The organism is Streptomyces sp. NBC_00091 (assembly GCF_026343185.1).
GTDB lineage: Bacteria > Actinomycetota > Actinomycetes > Streptomycetales > Streptomycetaceae > Streptomyces.
Genome location: NZ_JAPEMA010000002.1, coordinates 1 through 19,240, shown reverse-complemented (window position 1 = coordinate 19,240; position 19,240 = coordinate 1). Strand labels below are relative to the sequence as shown.

At 67.2% G+C, this 19,240-nt stretch carries 16 protein-coding genes and 4 pseudogenes; 14 read left to right on the top strand and 6 right to left on the bottom strand.

All coding sequences use genetic code 11. The features are described from left to right. Positions 1-132: 132 nt before the first annotated feature. The 11 genes and pseudogenes from OOK34_RS27790 to OOK34_RS27740 all read left to right on the top strand — a co-directional run. Positions 133-435, top strand: a pseudogene (locus OOK34_RS27790) (ISAzo13 family transposase); the annotation flags it as partial. Positions 436-1,083: 648 nt separating this feature from the next. Then, positions 1,084-2,175, top strand: coding sequence for a hypothetical protein (locus OOK34_RS27785; RefSeq protein WP_267031805.1), 1,092 nt, complete (start codon positions 1,084-1,086; stop codon positions 2,173-2,175). A gap of 56 nt (positions 2,176-2,231) precedes the next feature. Further along, positions 2,232-4,163 carry a hypothetical protein gene (locus tag OOK34_RS27780; protein WP_267031806.1) on the top strand — a complete coding sequence of 644 codons (1,932 nt, stop codon included), beginning with the start codon at positions 2,232-2,234 and terminating at the stop codon, positions 4,161-4,163. Next, on the top strand, positions 4,160-4,987 hold the full coding sequence (locus OOK34_RS27775; protein ID WP_267031807.1) for a hypothetical protein: 828 nt from the start codon (positions 4,160-4,162) through the stop codon (positions 4,985-4,987). The genes OOK34_RS27780 and OOK34_RS27775 overlap by 4 nt, the downstream gene beginning before the upstream one ends. After that, positions 4,984-6,474 carry a hypothetical protein gene (locus OOK34_RS27770; RefSeq protein WP_267031808.1) on the top strand — a complete coding sequence of 497 codons (1,491 nt, stop codon included), beginning with the start codon at positions 4,984-4,986 and terminating at the stop codon, positions 6,472-6,474. The genes OOK34_RS27775 and OOK34_RS27770 overlap by 4 nt, the downstream gene beginning before the upstream one ends. Positions 6,475-6,653: 179 nt before the next feature. Next, entirely contained in the window at positions 6,654-7,169 is a 516-nt protein-coding gene (locus OOK34_RS27765) for a DinB family protein (protein ID WP_267031809.1), read from the top strand. A gap of 208 nt (positions 7,170-7,377) precedes the next feature. Next, positions 7,378-7,680, top strand: coding sequence for a hypothetical protein (locus OOK34_RS27760; RefSeq protein WP_267031810.1), 303 nt, complete (start codon positions 7,378-7,380; stop codon positions 7,678-7,680). A 678-nt stretch (positions 7,681-8,358) separates the two neighbouring features. Continuing rightward, positions 8,359-9,015 (top strand): hypothetical protein, encoded by a 657-nt coding sequence (locus OOK34_RS27755; RefSeq protein ID WP_267031811.1) that lies wholly within the window; start codon positions 8,359-8,361, stop codon positions 9,013-9,015. A 71-nt stretch (positions 9,016-9,086) separates the two neighbouring features. Continuing rightward, positions 9,087-9,242, top strand: a pseudogene (locus tag OOK34_RS27750) (LLM class F420-dependent oxidoreductase); the annotation flags it as partial. A gap of 307 nt (positions 9,243-9,549) precedes the next feature. Continuing rightward, positions 9,550-10,350: a hypothetical protein gene (locus OOK34_RS27745; protein WP_267031812.1), complete on the top strand. Its 801-nt coding sequence runs from the start codon at positions 9,550-9,552 to the stop codon at positions 10,348-10,350. Beyond that, positions 10,329-11,111 carry an SMI1/KNR4 family protein gene (locus tag OOK34_RS27740; RefSeq protein WP_267031813.1) on the top strand — a complete coding sequence of 261 codons (783 nt, stop codon included), beginning with the start codon at positions 10,329-10,331 and terminating at the stop codon, positions 11,109-11,111. Before OOK34_RS27745 ends, OOK34_RS27740 begins: the two co-directional genes overlap by 22 nt. Before the next feature lie 112 nt (positions 11,112-11,223). On the opposite strand, the gene OOK34_RS27735 is transcribed toward OOK34_RS27740, so the two are convergent. From OOK34_RS27735 to OOK34_RS27720, 5 genes are read right to left on the bottom strand one after another with little or no spacing between them, the layout of a single operon-like run. Then, positions 11,224-11,634, bottom strand: a complete 411-nt coding sequence (locus OOK34_RS27735; protein ID WP_267031814.1) for a hypothetical protein — start codon at positions 11,632-11,634, stop codon at positions 11,224-11,226. After that, positions 11,631-12,719: a hypothetical protein gene (locus OOK34_RS35410; RefSeq protein ID WP_323183383.1), complete on the bottom strand. Its 1,089-nt coding sequence runs from the start codon at positions 12,717-12,719 to the stop codon at positions 11,631-11,633. Before OOK34_RS35410 ends, OOK34_RS27735 begins: the two co-directional genes overlap by 4 nt. A gap of 23 nt (positions 12,720-12,742) precedes the next feature. Next, complete coding sequence (locus tag OOK34_RS35405) at positions 12,743-13,771, bottom strand: hypothetical protein (protein WP_323183384.1); 1,029 nt, start codon at positions 13,769-13,771, stop codon at positions 12,743-12,745. After that, positions 13,768-15,501: a hypothetical protein gene (locus OOK34_RS27725; protein ID WP_267031815.1), complete on the bottom strand. Its 1,734-nt coding sequence runs from the start codon at positions 15,499-15,501 to the stop codon at positions 13,768-13,770. The genes OOK34_RS35405 and OOK34_RS27725 overlap by 4 nt, the downstream gene beginning before the upstream one ends. Next, the gene (locus OOK34_RS27720) at positions 15,498-17,027 is read right to left on the bottom strand and encodes an integrase (protein WP_267031816.1); all 1,530 of its coding nucleotides are present in this window, start codon (positions 17,025-17,027) and stop codon (positions 15,498-15,500) included. Before OOK34_RS27720 ends, OOK34_RS27725 begins: the two co-directional genes overlap by 4 nt. 168 nt (positions 17,028-17,195) lie before the next feature. Here OOK34_RS27720 and OOK34_RS27715 point away from each other — a divergent pair. From OOK34_RS27715 to OOK34_RS27705, 3 genes and pseudogenes are all read left to right on the top strand, one after another. Then, positions 17,196-17,558: pseudogene (locus OOK34_RS27715) on the top strand (GNAT family N-acetyltransferase); the annotation flags it as partial. A 332-nt stretch (positions 17,559-17,890) separates the two neighbouring features. Then, entirely contained in the window at positions 17,891-18,331 is a 441-nt protein-coding gene (locus OOK34_RS27710; RefSeq protein WP_267031817.1) for a lactococcin 972 family bacteriocin, read from the top strand. 132 nt (positions 18,332-18,463) lie between these two features. Beyond that, positions 18,464-19,045, top strand: a pseudogene (locus OOK34_RS27705) (DUF6518 family protein); the annotation flags it as partial. Here OOK34_RS27705 and OOK34_RS35400 read toward each other — a convergent pair. Beyond that, positions 18,979-19,240 (bottom strand): transposase (locus OOK34_RS35400; protein WP_323183497.1); only part of this gene is annotated, 262 nt, incomplete at its 5' end. The pseudogene OOK34_RS27705 and the gene OOK34_RS35400 overlap by 67 nt on opposite strands.

Below are 19,240 nucleotides of genomic sequence, written 5' to 3'. Positions count from 1 at the left end.
ACAGGGGGGCAGATGGGACTCATGAGAGGAACTCTGTCGGGGGCCGCACCGAGGAAGGACCCCAAGACCGCGGAGTTAGGGCTTGCAGATCATTTACCCGCAGCTCCCCGGTTTGATGGTCGTTGGTGTGCTATGGAAGCGATCGAAGACATAGCGGCGGTGCTGGCGGCGAAGTTCATGGTGCTGTTGCCGCATCTGGATGAGCGCCAGCGCCGTGTGCTGCTGGCGGCCGAGGCCCGGTCCATCGGTCATGGCGGAATCAGACTGGTCGCCCGGGCCGCTGGCGTGCGCGAGGCAACGGCGTCACGGGGCGTCACCGAACTAGACTCCGGTGAGGCCCCGTTGGGGCGGGTGCGCCGGGTCGGTGGTGGCCGCAAACGGGTGGTCGACCTGGACCCGGGACTACGCCCGGCACTGCTGGCCCTGGTGGAACCGGCCGATCTGGCAATGCGCGGGGTACAGGGCGGCGGCTGTCGGCCATGGGCGCATGCTCGGCACTCCCGGCCTTGGGGACCAACGGAACAGCCATTAACGCTAAGCACTTGATCTTGGTCCTCTAGCACGGATGATCACTCCGCTGTGCGGGTTCGCACGAAGATCGTCGGTCATTGGTCGGGCCTGCCTACGGTCCGCACATGCCAGTGGAATTTTTGACTGATGAGTTCTTTCCGCTGTTCATTTCTGTCTCACGGAGCCTGTGGTTCAGTCCCAGTGACGGGTGGGACATGAGGCAGTTGGGCTGACGGGAGTGCGCCGTGGCCCCGGGAGGGATCAGGGTGGAGCTCGCCTTCGTACAGTCGGGGTTGCTGGGCCGGTACCTCGACAGTGAGGTGGTCTCGGCCGAAGAGGTGGCCGCGCTGCTGAAGCGGCGGGGACTGCTGGATGGCATGCCGGTATTCCTGGACGATGATGCCGCTGCCCGCTCTGTCCGAGTGGGGCCGGTACCTGTCCACGGGACTGCTCGACGAGACCACGCTGCGGGACTACGGGCGGATGGCGGCCCGGCTATCTCGCCGGCTTGGGCAGCGATGTCCTGTCCGCGACGGAGGCCGACTTGGTCGCCTACCGCAACTGGCGGCGTCTGTGGCAGAAGAAGCCGGTCGCCGCCAGGACCTGGGGGAAGGAGGCATCCATCCTGGTGATCTCTACGGCTTCCTCGTCGCGCGCGGCTCGCTGCCGGCCCAGCCGGTGCGGCTGGCGGCCCGAGGCCGGAACGCCCTGGCTCCGGGCGTGCGGTCGAACATGGACATCCGGCACCTGACCTTCGAGCAGTACCGGTACTTCCGCGACGTCGGCCTGGGCGGGCAGCTGCCGGACGAGCAGGTCAACCGGGGCTACCGGGGCTGGGCTCCGTTGCGCAACCGGGCCGGGTCGGACCTGGCCCTGGGTACGGGGGCGCGATGGCGCGAGTGGGCCACAGTGCTGCTGCCCGAGATGGGGCTGTGGCCCGGGATGCAGGGCGGCAGCTCGGAGTTCGAGGTGCAGGCGTGCGCGAAGTACGGCAAGACCCGCACCCTCTACGTCCCCGAAGACGCTGCCGCGTCCGCTGACCTGTTCTGCGTGCTCGAACGTCCGGACATCGTCCGCGCCGCCGCCAGGACCCTGGAGCGCAAGGCCCGCGACCTGTTCGTCGTCGCCGGTGTCGACGTCGCTGGCGGCGTGGTGCGCGGAACGCTGGATGGCGTCGACCGCGAGTTCCGTATGTCGGCCATGTCCGCCAAGCTGCGGCGGATCACTGTCTACGAGGGCGAGTTCGGCCTGGAGGCCCTCACCTTGTTCGTCTGCCGGGGCGGGCTGATGCCCGGGGCAGACGCCTGGAAGGGGTACCGGCACCGGGCCTGGGAGTGGATGACCGCCCTCGCCGACTCCACCACGCCGCACCTGCCCGCACGCAGGTGGAGATGGCACGACCTGAGGCACACTCACGCCCTGCAACTGCTGACCTACCTGGAGAACCTAATGGATGGCGAGGAGCCGGACCCCAAGGCCCGCAGTCGCCGCCATCACACCTATCTGACCGGGCACATCCGCCACAACCCCCTGCTGATCGTCAGCCGCAGACTGGGGCATGCGGATCCATCGACCACTTATGAGTACCTGCAGTACACAGATGACCTGGTCAACGAGTTCGAGGCTGCGTTTCGGGGCTGGGTGGGCGACGACGATGCCACCTAGGCCGAGTTCGCAGCCCATGCTCTCGCGGGCGTCGCTGCCAGCACGAACGGCGGTCGGTGACGGTGGGGCGGACCAAGCAGGAGCGTGAGCGTCTCCTGGCGGCCCTGGAGAATCCGGTGCCGGCGGGCGGAGTCGGTCCCCGCGTTGTCCAGATCCCCCGGAACCTGCTCTGTATTGATCCTGCGGCCTACGTCTGTTCGCGGCTGGCCGGGCAGCTGGCGGACGAGTGGGTCGAGTACGTGGCCGTCACCGCCCTCGGGTCGCAAACGAAGTACTACCGGCAGGCGATCGACAGTCTGTGCCGATACGTCGACACGGCTCTCGGGCCGGCGGCCGAGAAGGCGAGCCTGAGCGACCCGGAGCTGTTCGACACACTGGTGGCCTGGGAGACCGCTCTGCCCGAAGGCTGTGAACCGGGATCCACGGTTCCTTCAGCGCTGGCTTCGGCGATGCACTTGCTGATCGTGCGTCGCGATGACCACCGGGACCGGGCGGTCGCCCCTGCGCTGGCCCGCCTGGGTCGCCGCGCCGTGCTCATCGGCACCGGCGAGTCGACGGAGCGGGACGAGTTCGCGCGGAAGGAGAAGCGCGCCCTGGTCCGTGCTGCCTGGCAGAGCGTTCACGCCACCCGCAAGCGCCTGGACGACGGGTGGGCGCTGGCGGCAACCGGGCGCCATCCCGACCAGGGAAGTTGGACCAGCATCCCGGACCTCCTCTGGGGCCTGGCCCACGAGCAGATCACTCCTGGCGACATGCGCGAAACGGTCCCCCCGCTGCGGCAGTGGCCGGCGCCCCTGCAGGCTCTCGCCGCCAGACCTGACGGGACCTCCAGCAGATCCATGGCACGGTTCCAGCTGTGTCGTCGCCTCGTCGCCCAGTTGTATCCGACCACCCTTGACCTGCAAGCCTTCCGTGTCCTGCTGATGGATGCCACCGGGCATGCCTCCGAGGAGGTCACCGCGTTCGGTGAGTCGGACGTGGAGTTCCTGCCCAAAGGCGTCCGGCTGACCCTGCTGAAGCAGCGCGCGGGCTGGCGACGCCACCGGGCCTTCCGCGACCAGGCCCCCGCGGCCGTGTCACCCCCACAGGACGACGACGCGGAGGGACGACCGGTCACCCTGGACATGCCGCGACGGGAGGCGAGCGAAGTGGTCCGCCAGCTTCTGGACCTCACCGCGCGCGCCCGCACGAACGCCGCTGACGTCACCGACACCCTGTTCGTCCGTGCCACGGTCCGGGGCGACTACCGCCTGGTGTTCGACCGCTGGAACCCCGCGGTCACGAGCGAGGGGTTCGGCCACTGGGCCGAGGCGATGGGCGTCGAGATCCAGGGAGACCGGCACATCGGACGCCTGCGCAAATCCACGAAGGTGGAGAAGGCCATCGTCACCGGAGGACGGATCAGCGCGGCGGCGGACGACCACACGGAGGAGACATTCGCCGGGCACTACGCCCAGGGCACCACGCTGCGGATCATGTCCGGACGCACCATCGTCACCGCTCAGCAGCACTGGTTCGACCAGGCCCTCACCCGGGTCGACGGCCCCACTGTGGTCGCCGGCGCCGAGAGCGAGGTCGAGAGTGACCTGCTCCGCGCCGCCGGACTGTCCGTCCAAGAGGCCGAGGACATCATGAACGGCCAGCTCGACATGGGCGTCAGCCACTGCAGGAGCCCGCGGCAGTCGCCCTTCGGGCGTCCGGGGGAACTGTGTCCGGTCGCGCCCCTGAGCTGCCTGGAATGCGGAAACGCGTGGATTCCTCCCTCCAACCTGCCGCAGCTGCTGCTGTTCAGGACACACCTGGAACATGTGCGTTCCCGGCTGCCCCCGCAGGTTTTTGACAAGGTCTGGGGACAGCGCTGGAAGAACCTGCGAGCGGTGCTGGAAGACCGTACGCCGACGGAGCTCGCCCAGGCCCGCGAGCACATCGAAGCCAGCCGGGCGACTCTGGACCTGCCGCTGAGCGCTTACACGGAGTTCGACGCATGACCCAGCCTCTGCCCCAACAGCGACGCCCGTCGCTATTCCGCGACGACGAGCCTGTCCTGCGGGGCCGGGCACTTCTGCCCGATGCCAGTGGTCCCGTGTTCGGCGACAGGGAGGTATGGGACTTCAATGCCGCACTCAAGCGTCCCGCGAATGTGTACGTCAGCGGCTGGAAGGTCTGCTTCAGCATCGAGTTGGAGGACCCGTACTGGAACCGCCTGGCGCGCGAGTTCTTCATGGTGCTGTCCAACCCGCACCACCCGGCCGTCCTGCGGCACGGTGTCGCCCTCGGCGCCCCTGCCGACCCACAGACCCTGATCCAACTTGCCTCTCGCCTGCGGACGCTGGCCCGATGGGGACAAGAGAACGGCCTCCCCGCTCATCCCGGTACCTGGACGTCGGACGACCTGCGTCAGCGCATCCGCGACCTGGCCGCGAACGGCACCGCCAAGAGCACACTCGCGGGACATGTGAGCGCGTTGAAGACCCTGGCGACGGTGAAGCCCGCGCTGAGCCTGCCCTGGCCCGCCGGGGATCCCTGGCCCGGGCAGAGCGCCAGGGCAGTAGTGGACCTCACCACCCCAGCTGGAATCTCCACGCCCGCCGTTCCCCCGGAGGCGTGGTTCCCCTTGATCCGCGCAGCCTGGGCATACATCCACACCTTCGCCCCCGACGTCCTACGCGCCGACCAGCGGCTACGCGAGCTCCACGCAGCCGCCCAGCCCTCGGTGAAGGGCGCCGACTCCCGCTTGCGGGCCTGGCTGGCCGATCCTCGGAACACGTTCCCGTCCATGCCGCGACCGTCGAGGGGAAAGCACCACGGGTGAACTGGGACCTGATGACCCTGCTCCTCGGCTATGAGGCTCGCCGCCGCACGATGCTCACCAACAAGCTCAGCCCAGCGGCAGAGGGGCGCCGGGCTCTGATCGAGAACGCAGTGGCCGCCGGCCGCTTTACACCCCATGCGTTGAGTGGGGAACTGGTGCAGGTCACCCGACCGGACGGCAGCACAGGCCCGTGGCACCCCGGCATCGGCCCGCGGCCACTCATCGAACTCAAGACGGCGCTTCGTGATGCTGCATTTGCCCTGGTCGTGGGCTTGTCCATGATGCGCGACTCGGAAATCCACGAGATCCTGCGCGAGTCCGTCGTCGAGCACTACAGCACCCCCGCGATCGCATCGACCAAGATCAAGGGCATGGTTGACCGGCCGGGCAAGCACTGGTGGATCGCCGACCCGGTCGCCGAGGCCCTCGTCGTCGCCGAAGCCATCTCCAGCCACCCCGATCGGGTCTTCGCTCCCGTCCACATCACGGGCCCGGACGGAACCATCGACGGCGTCAAGATGCTGGAGTCGTTCGTGGCGACCGTCAATGCTGAACGCCGCTGGTCAGGGCTCGATGAGATCCCTCCGGCCTACATCCGCCCCCACATGTTCCGCAAGACAATGGCGATGCTCGCCGACCAGTTCCCCGGCTCGGAAATCGCCACCGGCATCCAGCTCAAGCACCTCGCCACCCGCGCACTGGCCAACGCCAGCACCCGCGGCTACGCGGCCTCCGACAAGCAGTGGGCAAAATACCTGCAAACCGCTCTCGACAGCGCCAAGTTCCGCAAGATCAAGGACCTCTACCAGCGCCGCACCGCCGGCGAGGAGATCGGATTCGGGGGCGGAGCCGACCGCGTCAAAGACACCTTCGACAAGATCACCGCCACCGTCAAGGCCCGCAACCGCGACGCCCGCACCCTCCTGCACACCGCTCGCATCCACATCCGCTTCGGCGCGCTCAACCACTGCACCGCCGACCACACCAACCCCGTCGGCGCCGTCTGCCTGGAAAACGCCGTCGTTCCCGAAGGCCACGTGGGGCCCCTCCACGAACGTTGCCGCCCCGACCGGTGCGGCAACAGCATGATCACCTCCGATCAGCTGCCCTTCTACGACTCGCACGGGCGCAAACAACTGGAGATCATCAACCTCACCAAAGAGAACCTCTACAAAGAAGCCCAGATCAGCCGCGCCACAATGAACCGCGCCTACGCCGTCCTCGCCGACTGGGACGCCCACATCGCCACCCACGGCAAGACCACCCCCGGCGAGTCCCAGCGCGACGCCACCATCGCCGACCTGAAGAAGCGGCTGGCCGCCAAGACCCAGGAATGCACCCTCCTGGAGAACAAGCTCAAGGCCGCTGCCACCGCGATCGCTGCCCTCCACCACGACAACGAAGCCCTCCGCCAGCAGCTCGCCAGGGACGTCTCAACCACCGTCATCCCGATCCGGCCCCGCCGGCGTCGTCAGCCCCGCTATTGAGGTTTGATGCGTCATGTCACTGGGTGCCTTGAACTGCGAAGAGGAGGGCCCGCCCCGCGGCATCATGCGAAGATCAGCAGTAATACCCCGCTGTCCCCAACCGTGACCAAGATCGTAAATCGCGGAAGAGCCCGTCATCCAGGCGCCCCCTCCCGACCGCCCTGGTAGCGTGCGCCGGCATGTCATCGGAACTGAAACGCCCCCCGCTCCAAGCGGACGAACGCACCGCGCTCATCGGCTGGCTGGACCTGCAGCGGCAGATCCTGCGCTGGAAATGCGAAGGGCTGAGCGACGAGGACGCGCGCCGTCCGGTCATCCCGACCTCACCGGCCATGACGATGGCCGGTCTCATCTCCCATATGCGCTGGACCGAGCACATATGGCTGGAAGTGCTGTTCCTCGGCGGCGATAAGAAGCAGAACCCCGCATTCGACGAGTCAAGCAAGAACGCCGACTGGCACACCGACGGCCGCTCCCTCGCAGAGCTCCTCGCGGAGTACGAGGCCCAGTGCACCCGCAGCAACGAGATCGTTGCCGCGGCCGACCTGGACGATGTCGGCCGCCACCCCGACTTCCGCGACGGCAGCGCCAACCTCCGCTGGATACTGATCCATCTCGTCGAGGAGACGGGGCGACACGCGGGGCACGCGGACATCGTCCGGGAGCTACTCGACGGCACGAAGGGCTACTACTAGCGCAGCTCCGCGAAGCGGGCCCTTCCCCCAGGAGCCAGGCCAACACGCCTTACGACCAATGCGGGAGAGCCCGTTACTGGTGATCTTCGCATGATGCCGCGCGGCGAACCCTCGTCTTCGCAATTCAAGACGTCGACCCAGCGACATCACGCATCAAATCTCAGTAACCTGCAGATCCAGGCACCGGCTTGCGTCGGCTGGATGTCTCATGAGACATACCGAGCGCGAAGAAGATGAGCAGGTACGCGCGTACGGACTCCCGGCGACCGAGGGCAAGAGCGGCGACCCGAGGTGGCCGGCCTTGGCCCGCCGCTACAGCTTCGACTTCCGCCGCCCGGTGCAGTGGGAGGTGGAGGCGTTGGAGCCGGCCGAACTCCAGCGCCTGGTCCTCGCCGCCGTCGACCCCTACATCGACCGCACCGTGCTCGCGCAGCAGATCGCCCGCGAGGAAGACCAGCGCTGTGCCCTGGCCGACTTCCTCGGCGGCTGGGGCGCGGACGGCAGGAGGTAGTCCCGCCGTCTGCACGCGGGTCCCCTGCAACACGGGCGGTGCAACGCGGTCGAACGCAACCGTGTGTTGCAGTCTTGACCTGGCGCAACGCGTGCAACGCGCTGTTGCGCGAGCGCGTTGCACCGCCGTGTTGCACCCCTTCCGGGACCCCTGCTACCCAGATACTGGAGCACGGTCTGGTGACTGCTTGTGGCGTCCGTCTGCCGCTGTGTGTCGGCGGGAATGCCGCGTCGGCGAAACGGTTCACTACAGTGCCGCCGCCGAGAGGAATCCGCTCATGAGCACCCCCACCCCACGCCCCGCGGTCGCGACCTGGGCCCCATCCCAGTCCGGACCGTGCGTGCGCTGCCATCTTCTCTGCACCACCGCCGGTGAGGTCAGCTCAACGAATGGGTGGACGCGAAAGGATGTCAGCCCGACCCGCTGCTCCGGCTCGCGGAGAAGACCGGCAAGACCGTCTACATCAAGCACGCCACCGTCGTACGCAAGGCCGATGGCGAAGACACCGCTTACTTCGCCCGGCGGCGAGGCGGTCGAGTGAACCGGCGACCGCGCCCGTGATCAGGCCGTCCTCTGATGCGTTCCTGTCGTGCAGGCGTCCCGTGTGAACTGCGCTCCCCCCTCCCTTCGCGGGCGGGGCCGCTGCACGGCGACCTTCACACGACAGGAGAGACCAGCATGGTCACGCACACGTTGAGGCGGCGGATGTCCGCCCTCGCCACCGTCCTGGGACTGGGCATCGCCCTCCCGTTCGCCCTGGGGGCGACCCCCGCGTCCGCCCGGGCCCTGATCGACATCACAAAGACGCATTCCGGCAGCTTCCCCAGGGGCGGGCAGGGCGTCTACACGATCACGGTCACCAACCCAGGCGATCAGACGACCGCCAGCGGGACGGTCATGCAAGACACCATCCAGACAGGAGGGGTCACATTCGTCACAGGGACGGTAATCGACTCGGATGTAAACGTTTCGTGCACCTTCGAGGGGGACAACAGGGTCAACTGCGAGAGCGAGCCGCTGGATCCCGGTGAGGGCTACACCCTCACCTTCACTGTCAACGTCGCCGAGGACGCCCCGTGCACCGTCGACAACTTTGCCGTGGCGCTCGTCCCCGGGGACGTCGGCGACACGGCCGAAGACCCCACCACCATCACCGGCGGCACCTGCGGCGGAGACGAGGGAGACGGTGACGGAGACGGGAGCCCCGTGTCGATCCTCCCCGTCAACCTCACCGGCGTCATCCCGATGTTCAACAACATCACCACGAACAACAACATCCACAGCCCCGGCGCCAGCAACGCCAGCCGCCAGGCTTTCGGACTGAACGCACCCTGACCGAGCAGGCCGTCCCCCGAGGCGTGGAACGGCCGTACGTCGGCCGTCCCACGCCTCGGTGTGCCAGCAGCATGCGGATCGCCACGACCAACTTCATCGGCGACCGCATCATCTACCCACCCACCCACCTCGCCCGCGCGCTCGACGAGCGCGGGTTCTCCGGGCTCTACCTCCAGGAGCCCATCCACATCCCCGTCGCGCGCGACACCGCCGCGCCCCAGGGCGGGTGAAGTGCCCCGCGGGCGGTCGACGGTCAGGCGCAGCTGCCCCAGATCCTCAGCATCCACGAGCCTGAACACCACTGCATCTCTAACTTGGTGCAGTCAACAGACCGAACATGTTGTCGATATGGAGTCGGCGGGAACCCCCTCTGCCAGGAGTGCCGCGCCCGGCTCCCGGAGTCACAGAAGAAGCCTGCCCACCCCGGAGCCTGACGTCGCGGGGCCTTCTGGCCGTATCCTGCGCGCTGGACCGCGCCCGGCCGGTGACGCTGGGGGCCAGGCCCGGAGTGGCGGTGAAGGAGGCCAACCCCGAGTGGTCCTGACCCCTCCCTTCGAGCCGATGCTCGCCCAGGCCGGCGAGTCCGTCCCCGGACCTGGTGTCCTGGCGGGCGGCCTGGCCCTGGAGCAGAAGTTCGACGGCCACCGCACCATCCTCTTCACCCCCGCTGGCCCCGGCGGCCGGGTGCTGCTCCAGACCCGGCGCGGCTCCCTGGTCCAGGACCGCTTCCCCGACCTGGTCGCCGCCGCCGAGCAGCTGCCCGACGGCCTCGTCCTCGACGGCGAACTCGTCGTCTGGGACACCGCAGCCGGACGCCTGTCCTTCGAAGCGCTCCAGCGCCGGGCCGCCGCCCGCGGGCGCACCGCCGCCGCACTGGCCGCGAAGACCCCGGCCTTCTTCATCGCCTTCGACGTCCTCCAGCAGGACGGCACCGAACTCCTCACCCGGCCCTACCGTGAGCGCCGGCGCATCCTCGAGGATCTCTTCGACACCCACCAGCTGAGCGCGCCGTGGACGCTGTGCCCGATGACCACCGACCTCGCCAAGGCGAGGGAGTGGCTGGAGACGTGGACCGACGTCTCCGGAGTGGAGGGGATCCTGGTGAAGGGAATGAACCAGCGCTACCTCCCCGGATCGAGAGCTTGGTACAAGATCAGACGCCGCGACACCACCGAGGCGGTCTTCCCTGTCAAGTTCTTCTGTTCAGTCCCGCGGCCACTGCTCAGGCTTCCGTTTCAGTCCGCTGTGATGGGCACTCCGTCGTGTCGCAATGTCGATCGGCGGAAGGCTGGCAACCGCATAGGGTCAGTGGCATGTCTGACACGTTCGACGTAGCTGAGTTCCTGGCGGGTGGGTGCAGGGAACGGGCGGATGCGTGGGCATTTGTCAGCGCTTTTGCCGCCTCCTGGTTCACTCCGTTGTCACCGGCTGATGGGTTCACGCTGGATCAAGTACAGAGAGCTGAGGACCGCCTCGGCGTTCACCTTCCTGTTGCTCTCCGGGAGGCGTACACGCTGTTCGGTCGACGGCGAGATCTGGTTGCGCAGCAGGACCCGCTGCTGGAGCCGGAGGAGCTGCTGTTCGACCCTTCCGGCGAACTTCTGGTCTTCCGCAGTGAGAATCAAGGCTGCGCCGGTTGGGGTGTGTCTCTGACCGACCTGCATCGGGAGGACCCACCGGTCGCTCTGTTTTCCGATCGCCTGCCGAACTCCGGACGGCGTCGTTTTCTCGATCGCTTGTCGCTGGCTTGTGTCGAAACCGTGCTGAGCGAGGCTGTCGTTGGCAGGTGGCGACAAGGGCGCGCATGCCAGGCGACCCCTGAGGTAGTTGCCTGTCTAGAAACGGAGTTCGCGCGTGTCCCGTTGCCGCCCTATCCGGCGTGGTTTGAGCCGATGGGACCGGGAGTCCGGTGGTTTTCTGCCGCTGGCCTGCTGCTGCGTCTGGAGCCCGGCTCCGAGGGGACGGAGTTGGTTGTAACAGGTCAGACGGAAGGTGATCTTCAACGCGCGATCGAAGCGATTCCCGGTGCCTGGCCTGACGCCGAGCCGACCGTGACCAGGACAATCAGTGAGCACGACCTTGTTCTGCCGTTTTGACGACAAGTCGCTGGGCGAGAAGCAGCGCCCACGACAGCGCGGATGACGCTCGCGTCGACGGGGTCGCCCCGGTGCTCCGTCGACCGGGCGCGGCCCCGAATGGGTGCAGATGTCAGGTGGTGGGTGGGCGAAGCAGGATGACGTTGTCGGGAGGCGGGGCGGGGTCCGTTGACGTGCTCTGCTCCTCGGTAAGCACGGCGCTGGCAAGGGTGAGGTTGGTTACCAGTCGGCGGAGTTCTTCGATCTCGGCTCTCTGGTTGGCGATAGTCCTCTTGAGGCTGGTAACGGTTTCCCTGAGTCGTTTCTCCGTTTCTGGAATCTGTTTGGTCTCTTCGCGGACGCGTTCATAGAACTCGTTCTTCAAATCCGCGTGCCGCTTCATCAGGGCCATGCGGTGGACGCCAGCCTCGGCGGCCAGCGCGACGACGGTGAGGCTGCCGTTGGAGGCGACGGCTTGCCCGGCCAGGAGTCGGTCGATGGCTTCGCGGATGCGGGTGCGCTCGTCGGGGTGCTGGTCGTTCATGTAAGGGCCTCGGCAGGTTGGGCGGTGGTGTCGTGAGCGTCGGCGGTCGCCCGGAGTCGTTCGGAGTTGGCTCGGAGTCGATTGCCGAGCGGGCCGGGTGCTGCGGCGGCCATCTGGTCGATCTCATCAGCCCGTGTCCGCAGCTGGCGGGCGTGGGTATCGGTGCGGACGGTGTTGCCGCAGCCGGGCCGGCAGGCGTACTGCCGCGGGGCTGTCGCCCCCGGTTCGGGTTCGCAGAGCGCGTTGTCGTGCTTGAACGCGCAGATCAAGAACGCGTCGGGATTGTCGTAGAGGACGACACCGTCCCGGGCAAGGAACCTGGCGGCCTTCCCCGCGAACTTCGCGGGGACAATGCGGCCTTCGAACCTCGGAGTCGTCGCTGCCGCGGCGATGGCCCTGCGGGAGGCGGGGCCGGAGATCCTCTCTCCCGAGGCCATCCGATCACTTAGCCGGGCGGCGGTGTCCGCGGCAGCAAGGGCCGTCTCGACATCTAGGACACTGTGGAGACCACGCTGGCTGCGGGAGGCGTAGCCGCTGGAGGTCCGGGCATCCAGGACGGTTCGCATGTGCCCGTATTGGATCGCGAGCGCGATCAGCCCGGCCGGACGGCGGGCGATGTGCCAGGCCAGGGTGCGGCGGAACCGCGACATGCCGCTCGCTCCATGCGGATCTTCGGGAATGGTCTGATGGGACAGCCCCAGCGAGGTGGCCTCGCGGTTCACCCAGACGACGAATCTCTCGATTTGGTCGTTCAGCGCACCGCCCTTCAACGCTCCGTGGTGGCCACGCTTGGAGGCGAAAGCATGGTGACCGGCGCTGAGGAGGAGTTCCCCGTCAGGGACCATGCGTTCCAGGACACGGATTGCGTGGACGACTGGAGTGATCGCCACCCAGGGAATGTCGCGGTCCTCGCCTGCGGAGATGTGGTTGCCGTCCTCGTCGGTGACGTTCTTGTAGTGCCGGCTGCGGATCAGATGCCGCCCGGCGGCGCCATCGGCCGTGGGCTCAGGATCAGGGCAGCAGCCGGATCGCAGACCCTGCACCTCCTGCGGGCGCATACCGGTCAAATAGAGGCAGAGGATCACTGCGGCTGTGCCAAGGTGCCTCATCACTCGGCGGACTCTTCGACGTCGATGTGATCGCGCCAGGGCTTCCCGTCGATCTGGCCGAGGATAGGCACGTTCAAGGGACACGCGCCCGGACGCTCGGGGACCAGGGCGTGGAGCTGGTGCTTCGTGGCAAACCGGTTGACCTGGATGGTGCTCGCGCCCGTGAGAGCGGCTATGTAGGTGCGGGCCAGTGCACTCCGGCCTTTGAAGTGGATGGAGGGCAGCGGGGCGCCCGAACCAACGCGGGGCAGCAGGAACTCTTCGAGGGCAGCGTGGCTCTCGGCGGACGCCTGGTTGACTGCGGCTACGGCGAACAGCTGGCATCGTTCGGACCAGGCAGCCAGGATGTCGTCGGCGAAGATGTCGACGAAACGGATCGCCCAGACCAGCAGAGGGCCGAGAACCTGCGGGTCCAGCGGCTCGGTGCTGTTCTCGCCGCGGTCCGAGCCGCCGGCCGGGGGAAGGAAGTCGTCGACTCCCTCGCTGTCCCACGGAGGCCGGGTGGCACCGACGGGTTCGGCGCTGAGCTGATCGAACGCCCACAAATCGGTCAACATGGAGCAGATCTTCTCCGCATGACCGCGGGAGACGTCGCTGCAGCGTTCGACTATGTAGGTCCGCCACACATGGTCGGTGCAGTCGACCAGGCGGGTGATGCGGCGTTCGTGCAGCCAGCGGGCCAGCCGTATCCACTCGCCGTGGGTGTCCCGAAGGTCATGCGCGGATGTTCGGGCCCTGGCTCCGGCCCCTCGGGCCTTGAGGTGGGTGGGCCGGAGTCTGCCGTTGATCATCGTCCAGGTGATGAGTTTCATCTCGCCGAGCAGGAGAGCCGGACATTGCCTCCAGTGGATCTTGACGAGGTAGGTGCTGGGGTTGTCGATCAGTGGTGCCAGAGGCCAGACGGCATCGCAGTAGCGGGAGTTGGAGTGGGTATTACCGGCGCTGATCCACTGGGGCAGCACTACCGGGGTCTGCGGGGTGGGAAGGGGCAGAACGTACGGGTCGTACTGGGCAGCAGGGCTGGTCATGGGCCGAGGCCTTCCTTCAGCAGAAGCCGGACAACAGTGCGGTCGGCCTCGCTGACACGGGCCAAGGACGTCTTCCAGGCGACCGGACCGACCCTCTTTCGCAGGTCTTCCAGCCGCGTCAGATGAACCCTCCACCGTTCACGGAACACGTCCTCCTCCAAGACGGACCGCAGACTCGTGATCTGCTGGTGCAGGTGGGCGAGCCGGGGATGGTGGCCGGGATGGACGTATGCGTTGGCGCAGGCCAGACAGAGCAGGAAATCCGCCCCGCAGCCGCCCTCGCCAGCCGGCCAGGGGCTGGCTTCCTCGTCTTCGCAGTCCACCGTTGCCGTCTGCTGATGTTCCGGATTCGGCTCGTTCGCCATCGTCCCGCCGAAGACGACAGCCCGGGCCTGGTTCAGGGCCTCGAGGGCGCCGTCGGCGAACACCTGGCGCGAAGCGCGCTGAACCCTTTTGTCGGGCAGCACGTAGACACTCTCGTGCGTGCCCTGTGTGTGCTGCAGCGGGCGTCCCTGGTTCGTCACCGTCGTCCGGCGAGCCCGCTGGAACGGCGACCCGCCGAGCCCACTGCTTGCGGCCCACCACCTGCTCATCCCGAGGGAGACACCAAAGGACAGGGGCCAGTGCACGGCCGGCCGGTCCAGGTCGGTGTGCTCGTCCTCAGGGCGGCGGACGCGAGCAACCATCAGCAGGTCGACGCCCGGCTTCAGCCGGTGGGCCAGTGCCCGTGCATGAGCGGTGGCCTCCAGGGCCTGGGTAATCAGCCTCCCCGGCGAGTCGGCTCCTGAATCGGTGATGTTCTCGGTGGAGAACCACCGCCCGCTGCCTGCTCTGCGCTTCTCGACCTGGACCTGGTAGGTCAGCGAGGTGGTCTCTCCGACTGACGGCGCGATCGTCGGCACTGGCATGCGGTCGTACTGCGACAGGTTCCACCCGAACCGGTCCGTCAGCAGCACGGCCAGCGCGGTGAGTTCACCGCGGGCCAAGAACAACCGCCCCCACGTCTGCTCAGCCCCCTTGCCGCCCAGCAGACGGCCGCTTCTCACGCCGCGGTCTCCACTGGGGTGCAGAGTGCGGGGGACATCGCCGGTGCGGGCGAGGTGATCAAGAATCTTCCCGATCTTCCACCCACGGCTTCCCGCGGCGAGTTCGTTGGACCGCCAGCTGTTCAGCAGGCGTGTGTTCTCGCCGATCCGCAGCCAGGCCGACCGAAACTGCCGTTGAGCGGTCAGCACTACCCGCTCCCACTCGGCATCCTCAAACGACTGTTTGCTCGGCTTCTGGGCCGGGACCCGACGGGCCAGCTCCTCTGCCACGAGCCCGGTTGCCAACCGCACGTCTTGTCGCAGCACCGTGCGAACCATGGACTGCTTGTTCGTGCCGGCGCTGGTGCCGCTGTTCGCCTCTCGCCAGCTCTGCATCACGGCCAGGGTCAGACCGTCCACGTCCTCGGGCGGGCTCTCCAGCTCCGAGAGGAAGTCCGCGAACAACTTCAGACTCGACCAATAGGTCTGAGCTGACCGGTGGCTTGTCCAGTTCCTGGACTGGCTGGCGAACGCGACGGCCAGAGACCGTTGCGTCGGCCCGGCCACAGGAAATCCGGCGAAGTCGTACTCCTTCTTGAACCCGGCCTTGTTGGTGACCGTCACCACGAGCCCATCCGGGCCCAGCGGCGGCTCGACGTGGTGGTCGGGCGGCGGTGGGACGGCCTTGCGGCCACGCCCGCTCACCACACCACCTCGACGATCGTGTCGATATCCTGGATGCCGACCGTCTCGCGGGCCAGCCGGGCGAACACCCCGTCCGCGTCCTCGATGTCCTGGCCCTCCTCGGTGCTCTCCGCGGCAGCGAGGATCGACTCCAGCTGCAGGTGGGACACGGGCGCGAGATAGTGCCGCTTGGTCGTCTCCACGTCCGAGTGACCCAGCAGCGTCTTCACCAGCCACCACGGATCACCGAAGAGCTGGGCGAAGTCCCTCCGATCCTTCTTGGTCAGCCCGTAACGCTTCTCGAACAGCTCGTTGAGCAGGATCAACATGTAGAGCGCGAACGAATGCCGGCCAGAGTGCGGCGTCGCGTACGGACTCTTCCCGCGCACCTCCGCAAGCCGGAACCTCCGGTGCATCGCCCTGTCCTCTTCGGTGAGCAGGACCTGCTCGCAGCGCAGATTCGCCGCCCTGAACACACCGTTCCACCGGTCCGGGGCCATCGCCAGACCCTGCTCGGTCAGCCACAGCCACGCCGGCTCCGGCCCGTCCGGGCCCGGCTGGAACAGCCACTGCCGCTCACGCCAGCCCAGCCGACTTAACTCCTGAGCACCGACGACCCCGTTCCGGTCTACCCACTCAACCTTCGGCCTCAACCCGCGGGTCACCTCGGTGATCAGCCGCACGACCGGCAGCCGGTCATAAAGGCCCCGCTCCTGGGCTCGCTGAATCGCCCACGCCCGCTCTGACTCCACGTAAGCCTCGACCTGGCCGACCGAATCCACCGACGCGTAATAGGTCCGGCTGTTCTTCGACCTCGTCAACGCACCCGCCAGCTGGCCATGCAGGTAGCGGCCGCGGCGAAGACTCTGCGTGGGTAGCTCCAGCGTCAGCAACGAGCCGCACTCCTGCCGACGCAACCCAGAACTCAGTACCATCTGCACGAAGCTGGTGTTCCGCAGCTCCGTACGCGATTCCCAGCCCAGCACGGCGACGCCAGCGCGGGTATGGCCCCGCAGTCCGATGTCCAACCACAGATCCCAGGTCCGCGGCGTCAGCCACGACACCCGCGCGCTCACCGAGTCCGGGGCCCTGTCCTCGTGCCGGGAGACATCCACCGGAAGCGGATAGACCTTGCCCCACTTGAACAACTTCGTGAACGCGGCAGCCTCACGGTCCCACTTCGAACCACCGATCCTGCCTGGGTTCTCTGGCGCATCACACCGCCAGTGCCGGTAGTCCGCCAGATCCTGCCGCCTTGCTTCACGCCACGACAGCCCACGCGAGGACAGGAAATTCAGCAGCGGCCGATAATCCGTTCCGTAATTCCGCTTCGTCTCCCGTTCCAGATTCCGAAAGACCTCAGACCGTACGAAATCCAGGAAATCCCGGTCCACCATGCCGTCCGGCCGTAAGTACACCGGATCGCCCGGCCTCAGACCGATGCGGGCCACCGCCTCTGGCAGGTCCTGCACCCCAAGAACACCCTCCGCTGGCAGCGTTCCCCACCGGCCTGGATCCGGCACCCACTCCACGTGCCACTCGCTCAACTAGACCCCTCCTGATGCGCTTGAACACACCAGATCATCAGGGAAGCCATCATCGGCGCGATCACCGGCACTCTTACCCGCCCGCAGTTCCTCGTCCTGGGCCGCCGTGACGGGCACGGTCGGCTGCGCGCGGTGGGCCGTACGGTCCCGCTGCGCCCTTGACCTGGATCGTCCATCGCGGAGCTGCTCACCGCGACCGAGGCGACGGGCATCGCCCTGTTGCCCATTCAGCGCCGCGACGAGGGCGACTTCATCGGCTACTGCGGGCTGATCACCGGCCGCTCCACCCTGGAGGAGCCGGAAATCGCGTTCGAGCTGTTCCAGCGCGCGCACGGGCATGACTACGCCACCGAGGCGGCCGGCGCGGTGCTCGATGCCGCTGCCGCGACCGGGCGGAACCGGCTCTGGGCGACCGTCGGTGCGTGGAACGCACCGTCGCTCCGCGTCCTCGAGAAGCTCGGGGTCGAGCGGGATCACGTTTCCACGGACGACAGCGGTGAAGTGGCCTGGCGCACACGCTGGTTGCGCTGACGCGAGAGCGCGCTCCCAGAGCTTCCGTCGGCGTCCCGGCCGTGGCCGATGGATGCTTCCTCCAGGGGACCCGGTTGCGGGCGCGGGCCCCGGACGGCCGCTCGACGCATCGTAGGTGAATGGGAACTCGACCAAAGTGGATCTTCGTCTCGGTAGTCTTCCCTGCAAGGTCGCGAAAAGGCGATCCGGAGTTGCGAGAGGGAAATCATCGAATCCGCGGCGTGGCTTCGGTCGGAAATGTCAGCCACGCTCGATCAATTGACTCACCCCCTCCCGCTGTCAGTCGCGAGCCTGCGGTTGAGTATTCTGAACAGGAAATACTGGGAAACCTGATGAAGAAGCCTGGGAATTTGACTCTCGGCGTGGTCTCGGTACTGGTTGCTGCTGGGGCGGTGGTCGCCTCCGGGCCGGCCGTCTCGGCCGCACCGCAGGTGCAGAGTTTCAGTGCGGCCAAGGGCGACATCCCGCCGGTCGAGCTCATAGGTCCGAACGGCGAAAAGCCCGTCGAGTGGGGTGTGGCAACCTTCGTGGAGGGCTCCGGCGCGCTCACCAAGGAGAGTGTCGGCGGGGGTACTTGGCATCACGGTACGAGGGCTGACGGTGGCTACAAGCAGTGCTACTCGAACTACATCTACCCCGACAAGAAGCACTCCGCCAGCGTCGCCATCGGGGATCTGACGGACAAGGACATTCAGGCGGCTGACGTCTGGGCCAAAGCTTCCCGTACGACTGGCTGGGCCTACAAGTGCAGCACCTACTGGGGTGTCTACTAAATCACCCGCCCTTTGCTGACCGAAAGCCTGGCCGGTCGTGGCGATGCCGCGAGTGGTCAGGCCTTCGGTGCCTCCGTCGTCTTCCCGGTAGGCAGGGAAAGGCCGGTAAGGTAGATTCCGAATCCCCTTTCGATGTATATCGAGGTTTCGTACGTGCGATTTTCGCCCTTGGCTGTCACGCTTTCCTCTTCGGCCGGGTTGGCCGTCGGAATCGCCGGACCGCTCCTGGAGTCAATGGACAACCCTTTGACCCATGCGGCGAGCATCACTTTTGTCTCGGGGTGGATGTACGCGCTGATCGCCTTCGGCGCTGGACGGGCGGCTCGGTCCAAGTGGGGAGCCGCCCTCACGGCTTGGGGTGCCCAGCTGGTCGCTGTCCTCGCCTACTACGTGACGAAGGCGATCCAAGGCGACTTCAGGGTGCCGGACTTCAACGACCCGGCGAACAAGGCCGAGTTCTTCGGATGGAACGAGTTCCTGTCCATGATCGTGGTGTGGTGTCTCTTCGCCACGGTACTGGGGCCGCTCTGCGGACTCGCCGGACACCTCTCCCGCTCCGACTCCGGTCCCCGTCGGCCACTTCTGCGGCTGCCCTTCCGGCTGCTGATCCCGGCCGTGGTCATCGCGGAGACCTCCATGCGGCTGACCTACGAGGCCGGTGGGTCGGACGGGGCGGTGGTGGGCCCGGTCTGGACCGTCACCCGCCTCGTGGCCGCGGCGGCCGCCCTCCTTCTCGTAGTGATCGCGATCGTCACCACAAGGGGGAGGTGGGCGATGCGGGGTGCGTTGTAGCCGGCGTCGAGAACGATGAGGACCTCGGGATCACCCCGCCGCCACTGACCGGCCGCGACAAGGCGTTCGACGACCTCGCGGACCTGGTCGGCGGTGACCGCGGCCAAGTCGGTCCCG